The 20,438-nt window shown below is 37.3% G+C and carries 18 protein-coding genes and 1 pseudogene; 4 read left to right on the top strand and 15 right to left on the bottom strand.

All coding sequences use genetic code 11. The features are described 5' to 3' along the window. The 7 genes from EO114_RS07190 to thiT form a co-directional block, all read right to left on the bottom strand. Entirely contained in the window at window positions 1-624 is a 624-nt protein-coding gene (locus tag EO114_RS07190) for a cyclodeaminase/cyclohydrolase family protein (protein ID WP_240629075.1), read from the bottom strand. 5 nt (window positions 625-629) lie between these two features. Next, window positions 630-2,300, bottom strand: a complete 1,671-nt coding sequence (locus tag EO114_RS07185) for a formate--tetrahydrofolate ligase (RefSeq protein ID WP_127062384.1) — start codon at window positions 2,298-2,300, stop codon at window positions 630-632. A gap of 255 nt (window positions 2,301-2,555) precedes the next feature. Continuing rightward, entirely contained in the window at window positions 2,556-3,863 is a 1,308-nt protein-coding gene (locus EO114_RS07180; RefSeq protein ID WP_009353362.1) for a dicarboxylate/amino acid:cation symporter, read from the bottom strand. Between the two features lie 670 nt (window positions 3,864-4,533). Beyond that, complete coding sequence (locus tag EO114_RS07175; protein ID WP_009353408.1) at window positions 4,534-5,847, bottom strand: dicarboxylate/amino acid:cation symporter; 1,314 nt, start codon at window positions 5,845-5,847, stop codon at window positions 4,534-4,536. Window positions 5,848-6,041: 194 nt separating this feature from the next. Beyond that, window positions 6,042-7,280: a molybdopterin molybdotransferase MoeA gene (locus tag EO114_RS07170; protein WP_009353284.1), complete on the bottom strand. Its 1,239-nt coding sequence runs from the start codon at window positions 7,278-7,280 to the stop codon at window positions 6,042-6,044. After that, on the bottom strand, window positions 7,280-8,425 hold the full coding sequence (locus tag EO114_RS07165; protein WP_127062382.1) for a molybdopterin-guanine dinucleotide biosynthesis protein MobB: 1,146 nt from the start codon (window positions 8,423-8,425) through the stop codon (window positions 7,280-7,282). The genes EO114_RS07170 and EO114_RS07165 overlap by 1 nt, the downstream gene beginning before the upstream one ends. Window positions 8,426-8,450: 25 nt before the next feature. Then, on the bottom strand, window positions 8,451-9,005 hold the full coding sequence (thiT, locus tag EO114_RS07160) for an energy-coupled thiamine transporter ThiT (protein ID WP_009353306.1): 555 nt from the start codon (window positions 9,003-9,005) through the stop codon (window positions 8,451-8,453). Window positions 9,006-9,262: 257 nt separating this feature from the next. Here thiT and guaC point away from each other — a divergent pair, with 257 nt between their 5' ends. Then, window positions 9,263-10,249: a GMP reductase gene (guaC, locus tag EO114_RS07155; RefSeq protein WP_062401653.1), complete on the top strand. Its 987-nt coding sequence runs from the start codon at window positions 9,263-9,265 to the stop codon at window positions 10,247-10,249. A gap of 183 nt (window positions 10,250-10,432) precedes the next feature. Here the strand turns inward: guaC and EO114_RS07150 are convergent, their stop codons facing one another. The 6 genes and pseudogenes from EO114_RS07150 to istB all read right to left on the bottom strand — a co-directional run. Next, the gene (locus EO114_RS07150) at window positions 10,433-11,218 is read right to left on the bottom strand and encodes an enoyl-CoA hydratase (protein WP_009353363.1); all 786 of its coding nucleotides are present in this window, start codon (window positions 11,216-11,218) and stop codon (window positions 10,433-10,435) included. Window positions 11,219-11,225: 7 nt separating this feature from the next. Then, window positions 11,226-11,909, bottom strand: coding sequence for a PepSY domain-containing protein (locus tag EO114_RS07145; RefSeq protein WP_009353293.1), 684 nt, complete (start codon window positions 11,907-11,909; stop codon window positions 11,226-11,228). A 181-nt stretch (window positions 11,910-12,090) separates the two neighbouring features. Beyond that, entirely contained in the window at window positions 12,091-13,632 is a 1,542-nt protein-coding gene (locus EO114_RS07140; protein WP_164723799.1) for a nitrite/sulfite reductase, read from the bottom strand. A gap of 156 nt (window positions 13,633-13,788) precedes the next feature. Further along, window positions 13,789-14,277 carry a DnaA ATPase domain-containing protein gene (locus EO114_RS07135; RefSeq protein ID WP_127062376.1) on the bottom strand — a complete coding sequence of 163 codons (489 nt, stop codon included), beginning with the start codon at window positions 14,275-14,277 and terminating at the stop codon, window positions 13,789-13,791. 9 nt (window positions 14,278-14,286) lie between these two features. Next, a complete protein-coding gene (locus EO114_RS07130) occupies window positions 14,287-15,009 on the bottom strand; it encodes a class I SAM-dependent methyltransferase (protein ID WP_164723798.1) in 723 nt (240 codons plus the stop codon). 302 nt (window positions 15,010-15,311) lie between these two features. Then, window positions 15,312-15,881: pseudogene (gene istB, locus EO114_RS07125) on the bottom strand (IS21-like element helper ATPase IstB); the annotation flags it as partial. A 1,605-nt stretch (window positions 15,882-17,486) separates the two neighbouring features. Here istB and EO114_RS07115 point away from each other — a divergent pair. Further along, window positions 17,487-18,047, top strand: a complete 561-nt coding sequence (locus EO114_RS07115) for a hypothetical protein (RefSeq protein ID WP_127062371.1) — start codon at window positions 17,487-17,489, stop codon at window positions 18,045-18,047. Here the strand turns inward: EO114_RS07115 and EO114_RS07110 are convergent. Continuing rightward, complete coding sequence (locus EO114_RS07110; RefSeq protein ID WP_127062369.1) at window positions 18,040-18,393, bottom strand: hypothetical protein; 354 nt, start codon at window positions 18,391-18,393, stop codon at window positions 18,040-18,042. The two genes, EO114_RS07115 and EO114_RS07110, sit on opposite strands and share 8 nt — an antisense overlap. Window positions 18,394-19,196: 803 nt before the next feature. On the opposite strand from EO114_RS07110, the gene EO114_RS07105 reads away from it, so the two are divergent. Together EO114_RS07105 and EO114_RS07100 are read left to right on the top strand one after the other, a co-directional pair. After that, entirely contained in the window at window positions 19,197-19,430 is a 234-nt protein-coding gene (locus EO114_RS07105) for a hypothetical protein (protein ID WP_127062367.1), read from the top strand. Window positions 19,431-19,696: 266 nt separating this feature from the next. Next, entirely contained in the window at window positions 19,697-19,915 is a 219-nt protein-coding gene (locus EO114_RS07100; protein ID WP_127062365.1) for a DUF2513 domain-containing protein, read from the top strand. A 101-nt stretch (window positions 19,916-20,016) separates the two neighbouring features. On the opposite strand, the gene EO114_RS07095 is transcribed toward EO114_RS07100, so the two are convergent. Further along, window positions 20,017-20,235: a hypothetical protein gene (locus tag EO114_RS07095; RefSeq protein ID WP_127062363.1), complete on the bottom strand. Its 219-nt coding sequence runs from the start codon at window positions 20,233-20,235 to the stop codon at window positions 20,017-20,019. Between the last annotated feature and the right edge of the window lie 203 nt (window positions 20,236-20,438).

The raw sequence follows: 20,438 nt of genomic DNA, 5'->3' as shown, positions 1-20,438 counted from the left end.
TTATACCTTAGCAAGACCTAACAATCGTTGTTCCTCTGCATCTAACACAGCTTCTATCTCTTCCATGCTATCTGCCAATTGTTTCACAAACTCTGCATCTTGTATAGATCCTAAATTGATTTTCACATTTAAAAAGGCACTCTTTACAGCAGCTCTTGCATTAATTGTAGCAATCATCCCATCCGTAATGGCATTGGTATTTCCTTTTACAATGACTGTTTCCGTCAAGGGTAATAAAGTATATGCTAATTTACCAATTTCATAAGGCACTAAGGCTGCTTGTTTCGTGGTACGTTGTATTTCAGCTTTACGAAATACTTTTTCTTCATCTGTTTCTTTTGGTAATTTGAAAGCTCCCATTAACTCCATAAAAGCAGCACTATCTTTATTAATATAGTGAACAAAGTCTTCTTTGACTTGGCTTACTTCTTTCTGAATAGCCTTCATCTCCTCATGGACCGCTTCGTATTTTGCATTCCCAATTGTTAAATTCGCTACCATTTCAATTAAAGCGGCTGCCATAGCGCCATTCATCGCCGCCACACTGCCACCTCCTGGGGCTGGTGCACTAGAACCAAGGTCACGAATAAACTCTAATACAGATGCGTTATGTAATTCCATCATTCCTCCTAAAACAATCCTTTAATAGTCCCTTCTGCTGTTACATCCATACCAAGAGCGGCTGGTTGTTTCGGTAATCCTGGCATGACCATAATATTACTTGTTTGACACACAATAAATCCAGCCCCATTGGCAATTCGTACATCTTGCACAGTAATCGTAAAGTCTGTAGGAGCTCCTAGTAACTCCGGATTATCACTTAAGGAATATTGTGTTTTTGCCACACATACCGGTAAGTCTGCCAATCCCCATGCTTCCAATTGAGCAATTTGCTTTTTCGCTGCACTGGTAAATTCTACACCATTGCCACCATAAATTTCTTTTACAATAGCCGTTAACTTATTAGGAATACTATCTTTCACATCGTATAAAGCAGTTGGCTTGATATCTGTTCCTTCCAGCATACCCATCACTTGTTTTGCCATATCAATACCGCCGGCTCCACCTTTTTCCCAGCATTCATTAAGGCTTACATCTACACCGTAATGATCACATAATTGCAATAATGCATCAATTTCAGCTGGTGTATCCGTAGCAAATTTATTAATACTCACTAATACTGGTAACCCAAAGGCTCTCATATTGGCGATTTGTTTCCCTAAATTCACAAAGCCCCGTTCTAGTGCTTTTACATTTTCTTTGGTCAACTCTGATTTTGGCACTCCTCCATGCATTTTTAAGGCACGGATAGTGGCTACGATGACCACTGCATCAGGGAAGATGTCTCCATAATGACACTTAATATGTAAGAATTTCTCTGCTCCTAAATCCGCCCCAAATCCCGCTTCTGTAATGACTACATCGCCTAATTTTAATCCTAGCTTGGTAGCAATGATAGAGTTACATCCATGGGCAATATTCGCAAATGGACCACCATGGATCAATACTGGTGTATGTTCTAACGTTTGTACTAAGTTAGGTTTGATAGCATCTTTCATGAGTAACGCCATCGCTCCTTCACAACCTAATTGATGAACAAATACAGGATCTCCAGATAGATTTGTACCAATTACAATACGACCAAATCGTGCTTTTAAATCTTCTAAATCACGAGCCAAGCATAAAATAGCCATGATTTCAGAGGCTACTGTAATCATGAAATGATCTTCCCTTGGTACACCACTCATAGGGCCACCCATGCCAATGACCACATTACGTAAAGCACGATCATTCATATCTAATACGCGTTTCCAACTAATACGACGCACATCGATTTGTAGTGCATTACCTTGGAAAATATGATTATCAATCATTGCTGATAACAAGTTATTAGCCGCGGTTATGGCATGCATATCCCCTGTAAAATGAAGATTAATATCTTCCATTGGCACTACCTGCGCATAACCACCGCCAGCAGCACCACCTTTGACACCGAATACTGGTCCTAAGGATGGTTCGCGCAATACAGCAATACTATTCACACCAATTTGTTGTAAAGCTTGCGTCAATCCAATAGTAGTGGTAGACTTGCCTTCTCCTGCTGGTGTAGGTGTGATGGCTGTAACTAGTACCAGCTTACCATTCGGCGTATCCTGTAAGCGTTCCATCGCATCAAAGGACACTTTTGCTTTATATTTTCCATATAATTCTAATTCATCTTCTGCTAAATTGCATCGTTTTGCAATTTCCACAATAGGTTCCATTTGTGCCTGTTGGGCAATTTCAATATCACTTAACATGAGTCTCCCTCCTTATACATCGCTATGCACTTGCATAACCATAACGCAGGTTACAGCAATTCTTTACTATTCAAGAATTCCAACACTTTTCACTAGTACTATAGTAAAGAAATAGTCTATTACGAACATCATACAACGATTTACCATATTTCGTCTATCAATAATTACACTTAAAGCACTTTCCTTTTCTATAACAAGTTATAAAAAAACACCATATATCCAGAACTGGTATATATGGTGTTTATTTACATTCTATTATGCATGCGCATCTGCCATAGCTTCCAAATGTTTTTGTTCTAGAGCCGATACTTCTTCATCTGTTAGTGGGTGATCTATATATCGTTTTAAATCTTCTGCAGATACTTCTTGTTCCCATCGCCCCACAATAGCTGCAGCGATGCAATTACCTAACAAGTTACATACGGTACGACCCATATCTAACACACGGTCTATCCCCAAAATTAAAGCTAAGCCTTCCACTGGCAGTCCAAAGGCTGCACTTGTAGCTGCCACCACAATTAAGGAGCCGCCTGGTACCCCTGCAATTCCTTTAGTGGACAACATCAACGTAATCATCATTAAAATTTGTTGATCAATCGGAAATGGAACTCCATAGACTTGTGCAATAAAGACAACCGCCAATGCAGAGTACAGCGTAGAGCCATCTAAGTTAAATGTATATCCCAAGGGAAGTACGAAGCTTACAATATGATTGGGAATCCCCATCTTTTTCAATTTCTCCATAGCAATTGGTAATGCTGCCTCTGATGCGGCTGTGGTAAACGCTAAGATAGTAGGCTCTTTCAATGCGATGAATAATTTAAATAAGTTCACTTTTGTTAAAGCCGATGCGATACCCAATACGATGGCAAGGAACACAATTAGCCCCGCATATAAAGTAAATACTAATTTTAATAATGGAATCAGCATTTCAATCCCAAAGGCACCAACTGTATACGCAATAGCACCAAAAATACCGATAGGAGAAATATACATGACATAATGAGTTACTCTAAACATGATGTGGGCTATACTTTTTGATAAGTCTACAATTTGTTTTCCCTCTTTACCCAAACTTGCTGCTGCAATAGCAAACATACAGCTAAAGAAGATAATTTGTAACATATCTCCACGAGCCATGGCGTCAATAATATTTGTTGGAATAATATTCACTAACATTTGCACATGGTCCATTTGACCTTTAGAGGCTGCTTTGTTAACGATATCCGTAGCGCCACCACTAGCTGTCAAATTCACACCCACTCCGGGTTCTACTACATTCACAGCAAACAATGCAATAAATAACGCCAACGTAGTAGCTAATTCAAACCATAGAATCGCTTTTCCCCCAAGACGACCTAATTTTTTAAAATCCCCTGTCCCAGCGATACCCATTACTAGGGAGCTAAAAATTAAAGGGACTACAATCATTTTAATCATGCGAATAAATACATCACCTAAAGGTTTTAATTGTTTCGCAAAATCTGGTGCCACTGCACCTACTAGCACACCAGCCAAAAGACCAATGCCTATCCACCCGGACAGTCCAATTTTCTTTAACATAGTATAGAATCTCCTTTTTACATACCAATACTTGCTTAGGTTATATAAAAAGAGGCGATGGTGTACAAGTACAGAATGTCTCTTTCAGAACCTATTCTAAAATTCTATAGAAAGCATTATAACAAATCCTTTACAGAGATACAATAGTACAATTAATGTATACAAAAAATATAAAAATCTTTTTTCAAAAAATTTTAAATAAAAAGTTTTATATTTTGACATTCTTTTGACGCTTCTAGTTTATACTACACATAAAGAGTAGCAACACTATGATACTCTCTTTCTTGTGAAGTGATGTACGTATATTATAAACTCCTCAACTCCTTTATAGGGCCTAATAATATATGTATGCGACATAACCAGCTACCTCTACCATGCTACCTCTACGGTATGTCGCACATAAATACACATCCTTCATTCACATCTTTAGGTCTTCTCCTCTACTCTTCCCTACAGATGGCCTAAAGAACTCTATCAACGAATACCATGAGCATCTATTAGATGTACATGGTATTTTTTCTTTTTTGCTGCACTTATACTATTATATAATCTTAAGTATTTTGGCAACATTGTTACTCTCATCACCGTATAGTAAAACACAAAAAAAAGACTGCTTACATAGTAAATGTAAACAGTCTTTTTTGTATTGCAACGATCTCAGTATAACTAATTATGCTTGTTGTCCACCTACGTGTTCAAAGCTTGCTTGTTCTAAGGCTTCCACTTCTTCATCAGTCAAAGGATGTTCCATTAATTCTGACAAACGCTCCGCAGATACTTCGTTTTCCCAACGCCCTACCACAGCAGCTGCTAAACAGTTACCAGATAAGTTACATACAGTACGCGCCATATCTAATATACGGTCTACACCAAGGATTAATGCTAAGCCTTCTACTGGCAATCCAAAGGCCGCTGCTGTACCAGCAATAACAATCAATGATGCTCCTGGCACTGCTGCAATCCCTTTCGTGGATAACATCAACGTTAATACCATTAATAATTGCTGTTCTAATGGAAATGGCACACCGTACACTTGAGAAATAAATACTACCGCTAAGGAAGAGTACAACGTGGAACCATCCAAGTTAAATGTATATCCCAAAGGTAGTACGAAACTTACGACTTGGTTAGGAATACCAACCTTTTTCAATTTTTCCATGGCAATTGGCAATGCTGCTTCAGACGCCGCTGTAGAGAAAGCCAACACGATTGGTTCTTTCAATACTTTACCTAGTTTAAATAAGTTTACTTTTGTAAAGAAAGAAGCGATAGCAATGATAAGGATTAAGAATAACGCCAAACCACCGTATAAGGTGAATACTAACTTCATCAATGGCACTAGCATACCCAAGCCAAAGTTACCTACTGTATATGCAATGGCACCAAAGATACCGATAGGAGACACATACATGACATAGTGCGTCACTTTGAACATAATATGAGCCAAGTCTTTGGACAGTTCAACAATTTGTTTTCCTTCTTTACCAATACTTGCTGCTGCAATAGCAAACATACAGCTAAAGAAGATAATTTGCAACATATCACCACGAGCCATAGCGTCTACAATGTTCGTTGGAATGATATTTACCAACATTTGTACGTGGTCCATCTCGCCTTTTGCTGCTGCTTTATTAGCAATGTCTACGGCATTACCTGTAGCTGTTAAGTTCACTCCTACGCCCGGTTCAAATACATTAACTACGAATAACCCTACAAATAATGCCAGTGTAGTAGCAACTTCAAACCATAGAATAGCTTTGCCCCCTAAACGGCCTAATTTTTTAAAGTCCCCCGTACCAGCGATGCCCATGACAAGGGAACTGAAAATCAATGGTACTACGATCATCTTAATCATGCGAATAAATACATCGCCTAATGGTTTTAATTGTTTTGCAAAATCTGGGGCTACTGAACCTACTAATACACCTGCTAATAAGCCAATGACAATCCAGCCAGATAAGCCAAGTCTTTTTAATACTGCCATAAAATCTCCTTTTTCATAAATACTACCCTTTAAAGTCCATATAAAAAGAGGCACAGGGTACATGTACGATGTGTCTCTTTGTAGACCTTACTTATAAAATTCTATAGAATTATTATAGCAGATTTTTTCTAATTCTACAAGATTAACCCCCATAAAACAGGGTATTTATTCATATTTTTGTTTCTTTATTCTTTTTATCGAGTAAACGGCAACACTTTTACTAATGTTCCTCTCTCTAATCGATCACTATTACCTGGAATTTTAATTAAACCATTAGCTACCGATAAAGATTTTAAACCTCCCGATGTCATCCCTAAGTTAGGGTATGCCCAGCAGGACCCTGCTTCGTACCTAATATGTCCTTGATAATAGCGGTCAAGAGGGTGTTTTCTATCTGCCACTTCACCTAGGTAACATTCTATCCACCTAGTCATTACTGTCTGTCCAGATAACCGCTCTAACACAGGCAGCACCAATAAATAGAACTGATTCATCGCAGCCGTAGGATTACCAGATAAGCCCATGCACCATATACTATGGTCATCAATCGTAATGATACCACCGAAGGATGCAGCACCTGGGCGCATATGTAACCGTCGATACAATGTATTAGCCCCTAATCGTTCGTACAATTCAGGCATAGTATCATAGTCACCTACAGATACACCTCCGGTGCTGATAATCATATCTACCGGTCCCAATGTATCCAGCATATGTTGTACGGTAGCAATATTGTCATCTACTGTACCTGGCGCATCCGATAGATGGGCTACTCCCACTACATCAACACCTAAAGCATGTAAGGTGCCTTCTAGTAAATACCGATTAGAGTTATAAATATGCCCCACTCGTAGTGGCTCTGATGGATCTTGTACTTCACGCCCTGTGGTGAGCACAATAACTCTTGGCTTACGATACACTGAGACTTCACTATATCCTTGCCCCGCTAAAGTTCCAACTTGTTCCGCTTCCAATACAGTACCAGCAGGCAATAATTCTTGACCGATTTGTATATCTTCCCCTTCGAGGATAATATGTTGCCCCCGTTCTATGCGACTAGGTACAGTCACCTCTATATCGTTATTCCAAGTAAGAGCTTCTTTTACCACCACCGTATCTGCAGTGTCTGGTACCATGGCACCCGTCATAATGTGAATCCCTTCACCAGGCTCTAATTGACCTTGAAAGACTTCACCTGCGCCAATAGTCTCTAGTATACGATATGTCCTTGTATCTTCTGCATATCGAATGGCAATACCATCCATAGCCGAACGCCTAAAAGGAGGATAATTCATCTTAGCTAAAGCCGTCGTTCCTAGCACTCTACCATAGGAGTGTCCAATGGATACAGATTCCCTCTCTATTTTATATCTATTTTGGGTAAAAGGAGTTTCTAGCAACTGTAAGCCTTCTTCTACTGTTACTACTTGCATTATAACAACTCCTTCAATATCCAATCTGCTAATCGATCCATATCTTCATCGCTGAAACTAAATTGCTCGCAAATGGTATTCCCATCTAATGTATCATCTATATCTGTAACTACTGCCACAATATCTTCTAATTGCTGTAACCGTGTATCATTGTGATTGGCACGGACCACTTCAATAATAGGTGCCACCCCATGACTTCTACTTTCTAAGAGCACCAAATCTACTGGCATTTCATTGGCCAAACGAATGAGTTGCTGTTGTCGTTGCATACTTTCACCATGTACTACCATGGCATATCCATTGGGTCCAGCTATCGCCACCGCTTTAGCCCCTGCTTGACTAGCCTTCCATGTATCGGTACCTTCCTGATCCATACTAAATCCATGACCGTCACTTTTCACCATCCCCACCACGATGCCTCGTTGTGAAAGGCGATTGATGAGAGACGTAGCCACCGCCGTTTTGCCCGACTTAGATTGGCTCGCACTAATGGTCACAATGGGAACAGAACGTTCACGATTGGCAGATTTAGCTTTTGCCAATTTATAGGATAATCTAGTATTCACATTGCTATATAGCTCTGCTTCTTCAATCATATCCATTTCCATATAAGGAATCTTATCTAATACTCCGTGCATAGACACATCTTCACCTTCTAGGGATTCTTGAATCGTATCCAGCACAGATCGTTTATAAATGGCCGCCAATGGCTCGTATTCCTGTAATCCTACATAGGGAACCATAGCTAATAATTCGCCTTGTAAAAATGCATCTATATGCACTTCCCAAGACGGCAACCAGTGAAAGGAAAACCATGGCATATCTGCAGACACTACGATATAGGCTTCTCGAGTACCTACTGAAAGGGCTGATTGCAGTCCACTAAGAGGGCCTTTCCTAGCAATTGTATCTGGCACTAATTGAATATGTCGACCAAAAGAACGTGCCTCTTCAATAATATGTGCCTCTGATTCTTCTAATTCTCGATTAATGGAGACTAAAATTTCTCCACATTCTGTGAGGACCGCCTTACGGAGCATTTCCCCTAATAAAGTGGTGCTGCCCCATGGCAATCTCGTTTTATCCGTTCCCATACGGGTGCTAAGTCCACCCGCTAACACAATAATTCCTAATTCAGAAATCATAGATATCTCCTGTCTAGATATTTTCTTATTTATGGCTTGGTGTCACACGACCTAGTCCACGCATCACTGGCACATACAGCAATGCCAATACTACAAGATTAATCACCATATCTGGCAACATATATGTTGCATTATACGTTAAGGAGTAAATCCAAGGACTTATCCCTTCTGGTGCATACGAACCAAACACAACCACACCACTAATGGCAGACATGGCAAAGCGTGTTAAGATTGCATAAATTGCCCCAAAGAAGGCTTTCACAGTACTAGAACCACCAAAGAATCCTGCCATACCTATGGCACCATACGCCAAAATATAATCCAAAATAATGCTCATGTAATGAATGGAAAATTTAAATCCCACTAAAAAATGGACAATCCCATAGGCAACTCCCGTTAGCATGCCAGCACGACCACCCCAACGATACGCATAAATTAAAAGAGGTACTAAATTAGCTGCTTTCACAGCACCACCTTGCGGCATTTGGTAAATCACATACATGCTCAGAATTTGTGCCATAGCGATGACTAGACCGCCTTCTACTAGCATTTTTGTTTTTCTTGAACTTGTATAACTCATATCTATCTCCTTTTCACACTATAATACATTGAAATATATTATCAAATTCTCTATTATGTTTCTTTTTATTGTATCACTTTTAATCTATTTTTATCTATATATTTTTTCACAAAATACAGGTTTCCTTTAGTACAAATTAGCATATCAAAAATGACTAAGTATATCCTTCCTATTGTTGCCAAGATAAGAGGTCTTATGTATAATAGATAAGGATTATGTCGTAATCCTAATTCTGTCTATTTAGGGGGCAATAAATAATGATCAATACTACAAACATTTTCGATTATGAAGACGTGCAATTGATACCGAATAAGTGTATCGTATCCAGCCGTAGCGAATGTGACACAACCGTGAAACTGGGAAATCATACATTCCGCTTACCAGTTGTGCCAGCTAATATGCAAACCATCATCGATGAAAAATTAGCAAAACAATTAGCGGCTGAAAACTATTTCTACATCATGCACCGCTTCCAACCAGAAAAACGTTTGGACTTTGTAAAAGACATGCATGAGGCAGGTTTATTTGCATCTATTTCCATCGGTGTAAAACCAGAGGAATTTGAATTCGTTAAGGAATTAAAAGAAGCAAATCTATGCCCAGAATATATTACTATCGATATCGCTCACGGTCATTCCAACAGCGTTATCGACATGATTCAACACATTAAACGTGAGCTTCCTGAAAGCTTTGTTATCGCTGGTAACGTAGGTACTCCAGAGGCCGTTCGTGAACTAGAAAATGCTGGTGCTGATGCTACTAAAGTAGGCATCGGACCTGGTAAAGTATGTATCACAAAACTAAAAACTGGTTTTGGTACTGGTGGTTGGCAATTATCTGCTGTTCGTTGGTGTGCAAAAGCAGCCACAAAACCTATCATCGCAGACGGCGGTATCCGTGATCACGGTGACATTGCAAAATCCATCCGCTTCGGCGCTTCCTTTGTTATGATTGGCTCTTTATTCGCTGGTCATATCGAATCTCCAGGTAAAGAAGTGACTATTGACGGTGTAGCTTATAAAGAATACTTCGGTAGTGCTTCTGAACACCAAAAAGGGGAACGGAAAAATGTAGAAGGCAAAAAAATCACAATCCAATCCAAAGGCAGTATCTTCGACACATTGACTGAAATGGAACAAGATTTGCAATCTTCTATCTCCTACGCTGGTGGTACTACACTACAAGCCATCAAAAAAGTTGATTATGTCATTGTTAAAAACTCTATCTTTAACGGCGACCGGTAATCACATATACACGAGGACTCTTCTCTAGGAGGGTCCTCTTTGTATTGGAATACTTTTGAACCATGCATCTTATTTTATATACGAACAGAATATCCCTTACGAGATGTACCTTCTCCAATGCAAAAAGAGCTATTATCGACCTTATTTAGTCGTAATAGCTCTTTTTTCACATCCTCAGATGCACTATTTAAATTTAGGTCGTCTTCCTTCAGCAAAAGCACGCACACCTTCACGAAAGTCTTCTGTTTCTCCTAAGGAATTTTGGATTTTCACTTCTAATTCCGCATATTCCTCAAAATTTGTAAAGAAACTAGCCCACATCATTTGTTTCATCGCTCGGAAAGATTGAACTGGCCCTTTCGCCAAGCGTTGCACTAAACGATTCGTTGTGCGTTCCAAAATCTCTGGTTCACACACTTTATAGACAAAGCCATATTCCTTACCTTTTTCAGCTGTTACCGCTTCTCCTGTCATAGCCAGTTGCATAGCTCTGTTGATACCTACAGCACGACTCAACAAATACATACCACCTGCATCAGGTGCTAGTCCCACATTGACAAAGGCTTGAATGAAACGACTATTTGTTGAAGCTACGCACATATCTGCTGCCAACACCATATTGAAAGCCGCCCCTGCCACAGCACCATCAGTACACATAACAACAGGTTTTGGCAAATGCTTCATAGCTAAAGAAATTTCCATCACCAAGTGAGTAATCTCAAACAAGGACTCAGTATCATCTTCTTCTACAGCTCGTTTCATTTCTGTTAAGTCACCACCTACAGAAAAGACCTTACCTTCTGCTTTAAAGACTAATACACGGGCCTCATCAGTTTCCTTTACCACACGGATAGCATCCAGAATTTCTTGGCACATAGGCACATTAAAACCATTTTGTACTTCTGGACGATTAAATGTTATGGTCGCCACATTACCTTCGATGCTAAATATAATATTTTGATACGTCATACTTCACCTATTTTAATGTTTTCGTAGGATCTGCATCTACATCTTCTGGTTCTTCTTGTAATGTAAATGGTTTACCTACCCCATCATTACGCAAGCGATCTGCTTTAATTTTTGCCCAGTCGATAGGTTCTCCTTTTTCTAAGGCTTGACCTGTCACAGCATCTACTTTTACACTATATTCTTTTTCATCTTTATCTTGTGTGCGCACCATATAATGCACTTCATTATTTTCCGCTTTAATTTCCCATCCTCTAGTGAAAGAACCTTCTCCTACCAAAGCACGAGCTGCTACTTCTGCTTCTTTCGGGGAAATGACTTTCAATGGATTAAAGACTTTAGACGCTACATCTTTTGCTTTGCTAGAACGGAATTCACGCACTACTTTACCAGTAATTACGTCTACATCAATGGTAATTTTTTGTTTCGGTGTATACCCTACCACCACATACTGATAATTACCTTTTGATGGATCCAGTGTAATAGAGCTAACGGCTGCTTTTACATAACGGCCCACAAAGATACCTGCTACTTCACGCATGGACAATACCATGGATTGACCAGGTTGGCGCACCACCACTGTTTTATCATTTAAGTTAGAATATTCATTGATTTCAGCATGTGCTTGTGGCGCTACTGCAAAGGTTGTAGCAAATGCCATAGCTCCTACTAAGGCTAATGTACTTTTTTTCATTGGACTCTCCTATATATACAATTCTATGAACAAAACTTACATGACTATACTCCACGAAGTTTACATTCTCAATCTTGAGATATCTCTTTCATTATACCGTATCTATGCAATTTCTTCAATATAATACATAGTTACTCAAAGTAAAAACGCTCCTACTTAAGTAAGAACGTTTTTATATACATTATAGATATTTACTAATTACTGCTTGGAATGCTTCTGGTTGTTGATCTTTCCATGTGTCAAAATCTTGTCCTGCTACTTCCAGCGCTTTCACAAGGTCAATGAAGAAATGAGGAATGTCTTCCACTGTGACTACACCCACTTCATCAGACATACGTGGGCCTTCTAATTCACCATTACCGTTGATGAACACTTTAAAAGCTGGTTGCGGTTTACTATCCACTAGTTTAGTAAAACCATGAAGCCCTAAGGAGCCTACTTGATGTGTACCACAAGAAGATAAACATCCAGATACATGTAATTGTGGCAAACGATCGGTAGATAAACCGGCACCTTCCACTGCTTCTTTGATGACTTTCACAAGTCCAGAAGAATCTTGGAAACCGATTTGACAAATGGTTGCACCTACACAAGATACAGTGTGCTCAAATTTATTTTTTGCGTGAGTATCAGCAATAATAGCTGCCACTGCATCTGCTTCTTCGCCAGTTAAGTTCACAATATATACAGATTCATCACCACAGATGCGAATTTCAGTTTCTTCTAAGCCACCTACGTAATCAAATAGTTTCACAAATACATCCATAGGTGGTGTACCTACTAATGGCTTGTATTGAATATAGTATAAACCTTTTTGTTTTTGAGGCTTTGCTAAGGCTGTTGTTGGAGTAGTCGTACCCACTTTGTTCACTGTATATGGTTCAATAGATAATGTTAAATCATGAGCCGCTTTAGATTTTTCTAAGTACTCATAGTACGCTTTACGGAACTCCTCTTCCCCTAAGCGTTGTGCAATGAAACGAGAACGAGCGGCACCACGGTTATTAAACTCACCTAATTCATGATACAAATGCATCATACCTTCCACATGATGTAATGTTTCTTTTGGATCTACATTTTCTGCTACTAACACGCCGAATGCAGAACCACCACCCATGCCACCACCAGCATAGACATCAAAGGTACCATTTTCTTTTGCCAAGAATCCTAAATCTTTAAAGTTTGCATGACCCTCATTGTCTACCACGGAGAAACCAATTTTATATTTACGTGGTAATGCTAATGTACCAATTAAGGATACCGCATATTCGCTCGCTGCTTGTAAATATGGAGTCACGGCGAATGGCTCTTCAGGATGCACTCCATGTAATGGGCTTGCCGTTACATTACGCAAATTATCTCCACCAGTACCACGATTATAGATGTCATGTTCAAAACAGTCTTTATATAATTCTAAGATTTGTTCACCTTGTAATTGATGGAATTGAATACATTGACCTGTTGTGAAATGTACATATTTCAAATTATATTTTTTTACAGAATCTACTAGAAATTTCATTTGGTAAGGAAGAATACGAGAACCCATGAAACGCAAACGCAACATTGCGCTTTCAAATCCGCGTTCCGCATAACTACCAAATCCTCCACCAATACCTTTAAAATCTTTAGGAGCAATCTCTTTCGCAAAGAAACCCTCAATTCCTTTTTGAAACTTTTCAAACTCTCCTGCAAATCGTTGTCGTACTTCTTCTGAAATAGCCATTATACTTTCTCCTCTCCTGAGCACTCGCTCAATAGAAAACTCTTCTTCCCAAGTATAACAGATATTAAGGCGGATTTCTATAGATTGAAATCCGCCTCTTTTCATAGGTTATATCACTTAGTTATACAGTGTAATAACCGCCTTCTATTCATTTTTCTATTCGATGAAAGCCACAACTCCATCAGTCAATTCATTCTGCAATTCATTAGAACGATCTTCAGAGTCGAACGTATCATCAAACGTCACCGCCATACGACGAGCTTTTGCTTTCATGCCTTGTACAAGACGCATAAACATCTTTTTAGCTCCTTCATCATCGCTATACACAATATCCTGAACATCATCCACTAACAATAAATGTAGCTTACAGTATTCTTCCATATAATCTGCCACTTCTCCATAGGTCACGCTGTCATTGTATTCTTTAATGAATTGCGCTCCTGTCACATAACGAACACGGATAGCAGCATTCTGTTTCACTGCCTCTTCTTCCATAGCCTTCAATAGATGCGTTTTACCCACATCAGCTTGGCCAAATAGAAATAGTACTGGCTCAAAGCACTTTGTAAAATCAGTCATCGCCAACGCAGAAGCCATAGCGAATTTATTTTTCTCTGTTACCTTGAAAGTTTCAAATGTTTGCATAATTACTCCTTATTTCCTAGCCACAATGGAAAAGAGTGGCACTGGATTGTATAATTCATCTTCTTCATCATAGATACGGCTACTCACTGCCATATCTAGATACACTCTGGAAAAACCTGCTTTCCGAATCATATGCACATCCCAATGGGGGCGATCCATACGACTGATAGATAGTCCTTCCGTAATAGCAATGCATTCTTGCATAGTCTCATTCGATACGGTCTCATGAATATGGTGCTGTGCCACCACAGGCACTTTGAGTTCTACTCCATAATCACCATCGATATTGATAAGCACACCTTTCGGCGCAAGTACACGGTACCATTCCTTATAGGCTGCTTCCACATCCGGCAAAGTCCACGTCAAATTCCGGGCCAGAATCACATCAAAGGATTGATCCGGAAAGTCCAGTTGCATCGCATCCATACAGTGAAAGTCTACCTGACCTGTTAATGTATCCTGTAATTCTATGGCTTGTTCTTTTGCTACATCAATCATTTCTTTCGTTAAATCTACGCCAGTCACAGAATAGCCCTTCTGCGCCAACAAAAAAGCAAAAAATCCGGTCCCCGTGCCCAAATCTAAAATCCGTTGGTGGGTATCCTTAATATGCGGAGTAATCTCTCGCAACCATCGTGGTGCTAGATTCGATTGTAATTCCTTCATGCGCAGTGCTCCAAAATCATCGCTTCGCCCTTTCCAATAGGCCATAATTCTATCTCGTATCTGCATATACCCTCCTTGCATCGTATCGTATTATACCATGAGGAACATAGTTTTGTATGTATCTTGAGTCACGAACAGAACCAGGATAACTCATCGATACCTATTACGATGGACAAGATACTATCAAATGTCTATTAAAATACCTTGAGGTTCCCCACAAGGAACGCAGTTAGACGTAGCAAGCTTATGGCGGTTCTTATTGATTACCAGCACAAACACAAAAGCCCGTGTAAATATCAATATAAGAATGTACAATTTTGGCGATATAAAATGTACAATTACTCCATCATTTGCATATGATAACGTAATCAGTAAGAATCTCCAGTTATGCTAATGACATGAGCATGATGAAGTAGTCTATCGACGATGGCGCTAACTACTCGCTCATCCTGTAATATAGGTGCCCATTCATCGAAATTAATATTAGAGGTAACTATTGTACTTCTTTGTTCATACCTCCTATCAATAATTTGAAAGAGCAAATTAGCATCTCCATCTTGTAGTGGCAAGTAACCAATTTCATCAATAATTAGAAGTTGCTACCTTGCATAATGTTTTAAACGAGTTTCTAGACGGCCTTCTTCACGTGCCTTTTTTAGGTTTTCTATCAAATCATGACATTTAATGAAGTACGTACTTCGTATATTCTGAGCACTTTCAACCCCTAAGAAAGTCGCTAAATGCGTTTTTCTAATACCACTAGAGCCTAGAAATATAATATTTTCAGCTTGATCCATAAAATTTAGGAAAGCTAAATTTTTAATCTGCGGCTCATTAATTTGTGGCTGAAAGGTAAAATCAAAGTCCTTTAAGCTCTTTAAATGAGGAAATTTACTAATTTTTACCATATGGTGGATGACATTTTCTCGCTTTAAATCTACCTCATAATCATTTAACTTTAATAACTACTCAATATGAGAGATATTTTATGTATTAGCTAATTCAATCATCTCATCTAAGTGCAGCAAACATTGTTTTAATTTTAAATACTCTAGATTGTCCTGTAATTACTTGTAATTAGTAGTCTTTGTACTCATAGATAGCTCCTATCTTTTCTAAATTAGATCTAGCCTTTTCTTTCACCTGATCGGCGGACAAATTAGGGATAATTCTTCCAATGTATGTTGATTTGGATGTGAGTGTAGTCTATGGTTCTTTAAGCGCAAGTATTCAATTATTCCATCATAGCGTTTTACCAAACATTGTACTTCTTGTCTCCTTGTATGATGCCGCCTAGCTGCTTCATCATTATTTTTATATTTAATAGCACATTCGCGAATTAGTTTACGAAAGTGTAATTCTTCAGTTATACTAGATGACATAAGGAGGTCTCCCCTTTAAAATAATGATTCGGTTTTGTAACTTTCTTTATAACAGAGTACATTCTTATTTTTTATTTTTTTGTCACAAATATATTATGCCCTTACATATCCCCTTTATCAACTCCTAAATATTGACATGCATCGCAATGTTCCATACTTATAGAGCCTTTAGCCTGTCTATAAATAATGTAGGCATGGCTTTTTTTCTTCATTACAGATTGCACAATATGGTTTATTCATTTAATTCGCTCCATAATGTTTCCCCTTACCGCTTCCATTGTTGGTAAATTCCCTTCTCGTATTGGACCATTACTTGTAATACGAATATTCCATCCATCTTGTTTCTGATGTAAGAATATTACTCGTCCGTTTCCTAATATTGTGAAATTCAGTAGACACCCTTTTATGCTATATGCAATTGATATAATCTTTAATCTTAGATTTTCAATTTCTTCATTCCTAAACTTTAGACACTTTCCTAATAGTGTTAATCCTCTTTTTTGTATTCATTTATCATCACCTCTTTTAGTGTACTTAGTAGGATTATTATTGTTCCTGTTAATGCCATCAATAACATATTCAGCATAATATCCCATCCATCTAAAACTCTATGCCTCCACATAGTTCTACAATAAGCACCCATAGATCCAACTGTATAATAGTGATAAATTCCATTTTTATTTTCATCTTTATGCCTCCCTTAGCCACTTCATATGTTGGCCTTTCATCCATGCTTCAAATTTATCTACCTGTACCAGCGTTTGTTATGATCCTAGTTGCATACAGATTTCACTGAATCTACCTTCATTACGAATTATATCTACTCTTCTGTAAATATACATTCTGCTGCGTCCTCATATCTTAGCTAGTGTGCTAATAGGAGCATATTCAGGTTGAACCCTTTTCATTTTTACTCCTTACCTTTCTTTATTTATCAGATAAATAAACTACATCAACTTTAATTCCTAATTGTTCTAACTATACAAGTGCAAGCTCTATTTCTCTCTTAGCATTAGATGCTCTCTCATAATCTATCATAAATTTATCGCCTGTCATTTTCTTCATAGGACCTTCTATTTGAATTGTTAGCATAAATAATTTTCCTTTCTATTTCATCTGTTTTTTATAATTGGTATAATCACCTTGAAAGGAGGTGAAATTATGTCAATACACAATGATGCATTATCTCTTTTGAAAAAAATCTATGATGCTCAAAATTCTTATGGAGCATTCAATATAGTAAGAGATACATTTTATAATCTATCTTCTAAAGAAAGACAGTTATTAGAACAACAAGTACAGTATTTAAAAGATTCTTACTATGTTAAAAACCATACACCTTGTAGTGGTTTGCCAATATCCTTAGTGCTTACCGCTCATGGCATTCAACAAGTAGAGAATGTTCAAACTAATACTTCTAGTTCTAACATCAATATAATGGGATCTAATTATGGTATTGTCGGTGATAATAATTCATCTAACATCATCAATAACAACTGCTCATTTTCTGATGTTCAAGAACTTGTAAACTCTTCAAAGTTTTCCGAAGAAGACAAGGCATTAGTATTAAAAGAATTAAAATCTTTATATGATCGTATTGAAATGAAAGCCCCAATTGAGCAAGGTATGCTTTCCTCAATAGCTGATAAAATTAAAGATTATCAACCTTTACTTGGTGCAGTATTAAGTTCTCTTACTACTTTCTTAACAACATCTAAATAATGTTCAGATTTTTCCCAATTCCAAATGCCTTTATTACAGCCATTGTAATAAGGGCATTTTCTACTTCATCCCCAAATGCTTTCGTGTACCACGTATCTTCAATTACCACTCTGTCCACAATGTTTTTCATTTGAATAAATATTTTTACTAATTTATTTATAGCCTCATTAATAGATAATCTATTGTCATTTTCTAATAAATTGTTATCTATCACTAGGTTAAATCCATCACTTCTTACTGCTTCAATAGCATTTAACAAACCTTGATTTTTGTCTCCCATCTTTTCCATATGTGCTTTTAGTTTTGGATTTATTTTAATTTCTAATTTACCTTTAATTTCTTTCATTTATTCGCCCTCTTTATCTCTTCTCTTAGTACTATAATGACCTTAAAAAGAAGTGTATTTATGAATATTGGTGAGCGTGAGATTAAGTCTAATTGATCTAAAGCACTAAGGCAACTTAGTATTTCTCCTGAAATGAATAGTTTTATCGACTATGTTGCAAAAGGCCAATTTTCTAATGCTAAAACTGAATTAAAACTAATACTTAAAAAATCTATATCTAAATATACCTACCAATCTCTTAACGATTTAGATTAGATCTTTTTGATCAAATCATTTATTGGCTTGCTCTTCTTTCATATAGTCATCTATCATTATGATTAAGCTGATATATACTTTTACCACATGTGAACTCAATTGTTCATCTACATCATATTTATGTGGGAGGGTTAATACCTCTTTTAGTCTGTTTTTATTAGTTCTTTAATTTCTTTCCTCTGTATTTCCTCTGTATCGGTTATATCTAAAAGCATTAAGAAAAGCTTTTTCTCTTGAGCCGTTCAATGAAAAATTTATGACCCTTACATTCAGCTAAATCACAATTGTATTGTTTTCTTTAACACCCAACAATCACATACTTCTTTTAATTTCGCCCCACAATGTTCACAGAAGTTTCCATTCCGCACTTCTACATTACATTTGAGGCATTTTACTTTTTTCTTTCATTTGACTTCACCTCGTTTACCTTTTTATTTTCTTTTTATTATTCCCTCATGTATAATATGCTTGATAGGATAATGACATATGCTGAACTACTTGGTAACAAGTAGATGTAAAGGATAAAAAGCCTTTACGATAACATCTTGGTGGTTCAACCACAATTAGAAGTTCTTAAAAATACAAATAAAGTTAATTCTATGTTTGAATCTTCTGCAAACAATCTATTTGCAAAAGCTTTTACCCTTAATTCTCAAACGCAAGGATCTTTAGCATTAGCTCAAAATGTAGCTAATAACCCAATGCTTCAATTAGCGAAATCCTTTGGTATCGCTCAATTACGTGATTTTGGTTTAAGAAAGGATGTTTACACGTCCCATTAGTAAGTAATTACTAATTGCAAAATTGGGTGAATTCAAGGAATCTCCTGCTGCAACAGGACAACCTTGAGCCAAGACAAAGTAAATGCCTTGTATGCTTTGTAAGGTGCAACGCATAGATGGTGAGGAGCATTACCAATAATCCATCCACGAGCGCCCAATATCCTATCTATTGCCACTAACTTTTGTTAGTGGCTTTTATTTTCTTTCATTTGTATCACCTCCATATCTCCTTTTTAGTGCTATAAACACATTGAAAGAAGGTGTTAATGATGAAATGTAACTTAGATTTAATTCGAAATATATTGTTTACTATTGAAAACTCTAACTCTATTGATGCCGCTTTGACTTTAAATAGCCTTTCAAAACTACATCAAAACCAAGAGCTTATCCTTTATTATATTTTTCTTTTAGATGATGCAGAATTTATTATTGGTATAATTGATGAAGCTGCTCCTTATATTGCTATTGCTAGATTAACTAATTAAGATCATGATTATTTAGATACTATTCGTGATGATTTTTTGGAAGCAAACAAAAAGCATACTCGGTAAAATAAGTGGATCTGCATCTCTTGAAGTTGTTAAAACTATTGCCTCAAAGCTTGCATTGACGTTTCTTGGACTTCAAGTTCATCCATAATTACTTCATTAATCATGTTAACTATCGTTTTATATTTTGATTTTTTACTCGGATCATAATGTATTACTTCTTTGATAATCGTCTTCGCTTCAATTAATTTAATAATTCGCTTTTGACTAATATCTATTTGCATTTCGTTTATAAATACTCTACTGTCTTCTTCCATTTGATTTTACCACTTCCAACTTATTCACATTCTTATTTTTGAGACTTTCCAGGTAAAAAATAGAATAAGCTTTCGTATCGGTTAATGAAAGTATATCTTTTATTCGTAATGCTTTTTCTATTGTAAAATTTTTTACATTTTTTCAAGTCTTTGATAAAACGTGCTTCTATCAATACTTACTTTGCCTGAAAATTCTACAATAT

It is taken from the genome of Veillonella sp. 3627 (assembly GCF_003992195.1).
In the GTDB taxonomy this organism is placed as follows: Bacteria; Bacillota; Negativicutes; order Veillonellales; family Veillonellaceae; genus F0422.
The sequence above is the reverse complement of the archived record's forward strand: the minus strand, read 5'-3'. Positions and strand labels throughout refer to the sequence as shown.

Coding starts and splice junctions, on each gene's coding strand:
- EO114_RS07190 (WP_240629075.1), bottom strand. CDS start 624: ATGATGGAATTACATAACGCATCTGTATTAGAGTTTATTCGTGACCTT.
- EO114_RS07185 (WP_127062384.1), bottom strand. CDS start 2,300: ATGTTAAGTGATATTGAAATTGCCCAACAGGCACAAATGGAACCTATT.
- EO114_RS07180 (WP_009353362.1), bottom strand. CDS start 3,863: ATGTTAAAGAAAATTGGACTGTCCGGGTGGATAGGCATTGGTCTTTTG.
- EO114_RS07175 (WP_009353408.1), bottom strand. CDS start 5,847: ATGGCAGTATTAAAAAGACTTGGCTTATCTGGCTGGATTGTCATTGGC.
- EO114_RS07170 (WP_009353284.1), bottom strand. CDS start 7,280: ATGCAAGTAGTAACAGTAGAAGAAGGCTTACAGTTGCTAGAAACTCCT.
- EO114_RS07165 (WP_127062382.1), bottom strand. CDS start 8,425: ATGATTTCTGAATTAGGAATTATTGTGTTAGCGGGTGGACTTAGCACC.
- thiT (WP_009353306.1), bottom strand. CDS start 9,005: ATGAGTTATACAAGTTCAAGAAAAACAAAAATGCTAGTAGAAGGCGGT.
- guaC (WP_062401653.1), top strand. CDS start 9,263: ATGATCAATACTACAAACATTTTCGATTATGAAGACGTGCAATTGATA.
- EO114_RS07150 (WP_009353363.1), bottom strand. CDS start 11,218: ATGACGTATCAAAATATTATATTTAGCATCGAAGGTAATGTGGCGACC.
- EO114_RS07145 (WP_009353293.1), bottom strand. CDS start 11,909: ATGAAAAAAAGTACATTAGCCTTAGTAGGAGCTATGGCATTTGCTACA.
- EO114_RS07140 (WP_164723799.1), bottom strand. CDS start 13,632: ATGGCTATTTCAGAAGAAGTACGACAACGATTTGCAGGAGAGTTTGAA.
- EO114_RS07135 (WP_127062376.1), bottom strand. CDS start 14,277: ATGCAAACATTTGAAACTTTCAAGGTAACAGAGAAAAATAAATTCGCT.
- EO114_RS07130 (WP_164723798.1), bottom strand. CDS start 15,009: ATGCAGATACGAGATAGAATTATGGCCTATTGGAAAGGGCGAAGCGAT.
- EO114_RS07115 (WP_127062371.1), top strand. CDS start 17,487: ATGTCAATACACAATGATGCATTATCTCTTTTGAAAAAAATCTATGAT.
- EO114_RS07110 (WP_127062369.1), bottom strand. CDS start 18,393: ATGAAAGAAATTAAAGGTAAATTAGAAATTAAAATAAATCCAAAACTA.
- EO114_RS07100 (WP_127062365.1), top strand. CDS start 19,697: ATGATGAAATGTAACTTAGATTTAATTCGAAATATATTGTTTACTATT.
- EO114_RS07095 (WP_127062363.1), bottom strand. CDS start 20,235: ATGGAAGAAGACAGTAGAGTATTTATAAACGAAATGCAAATAGATATT.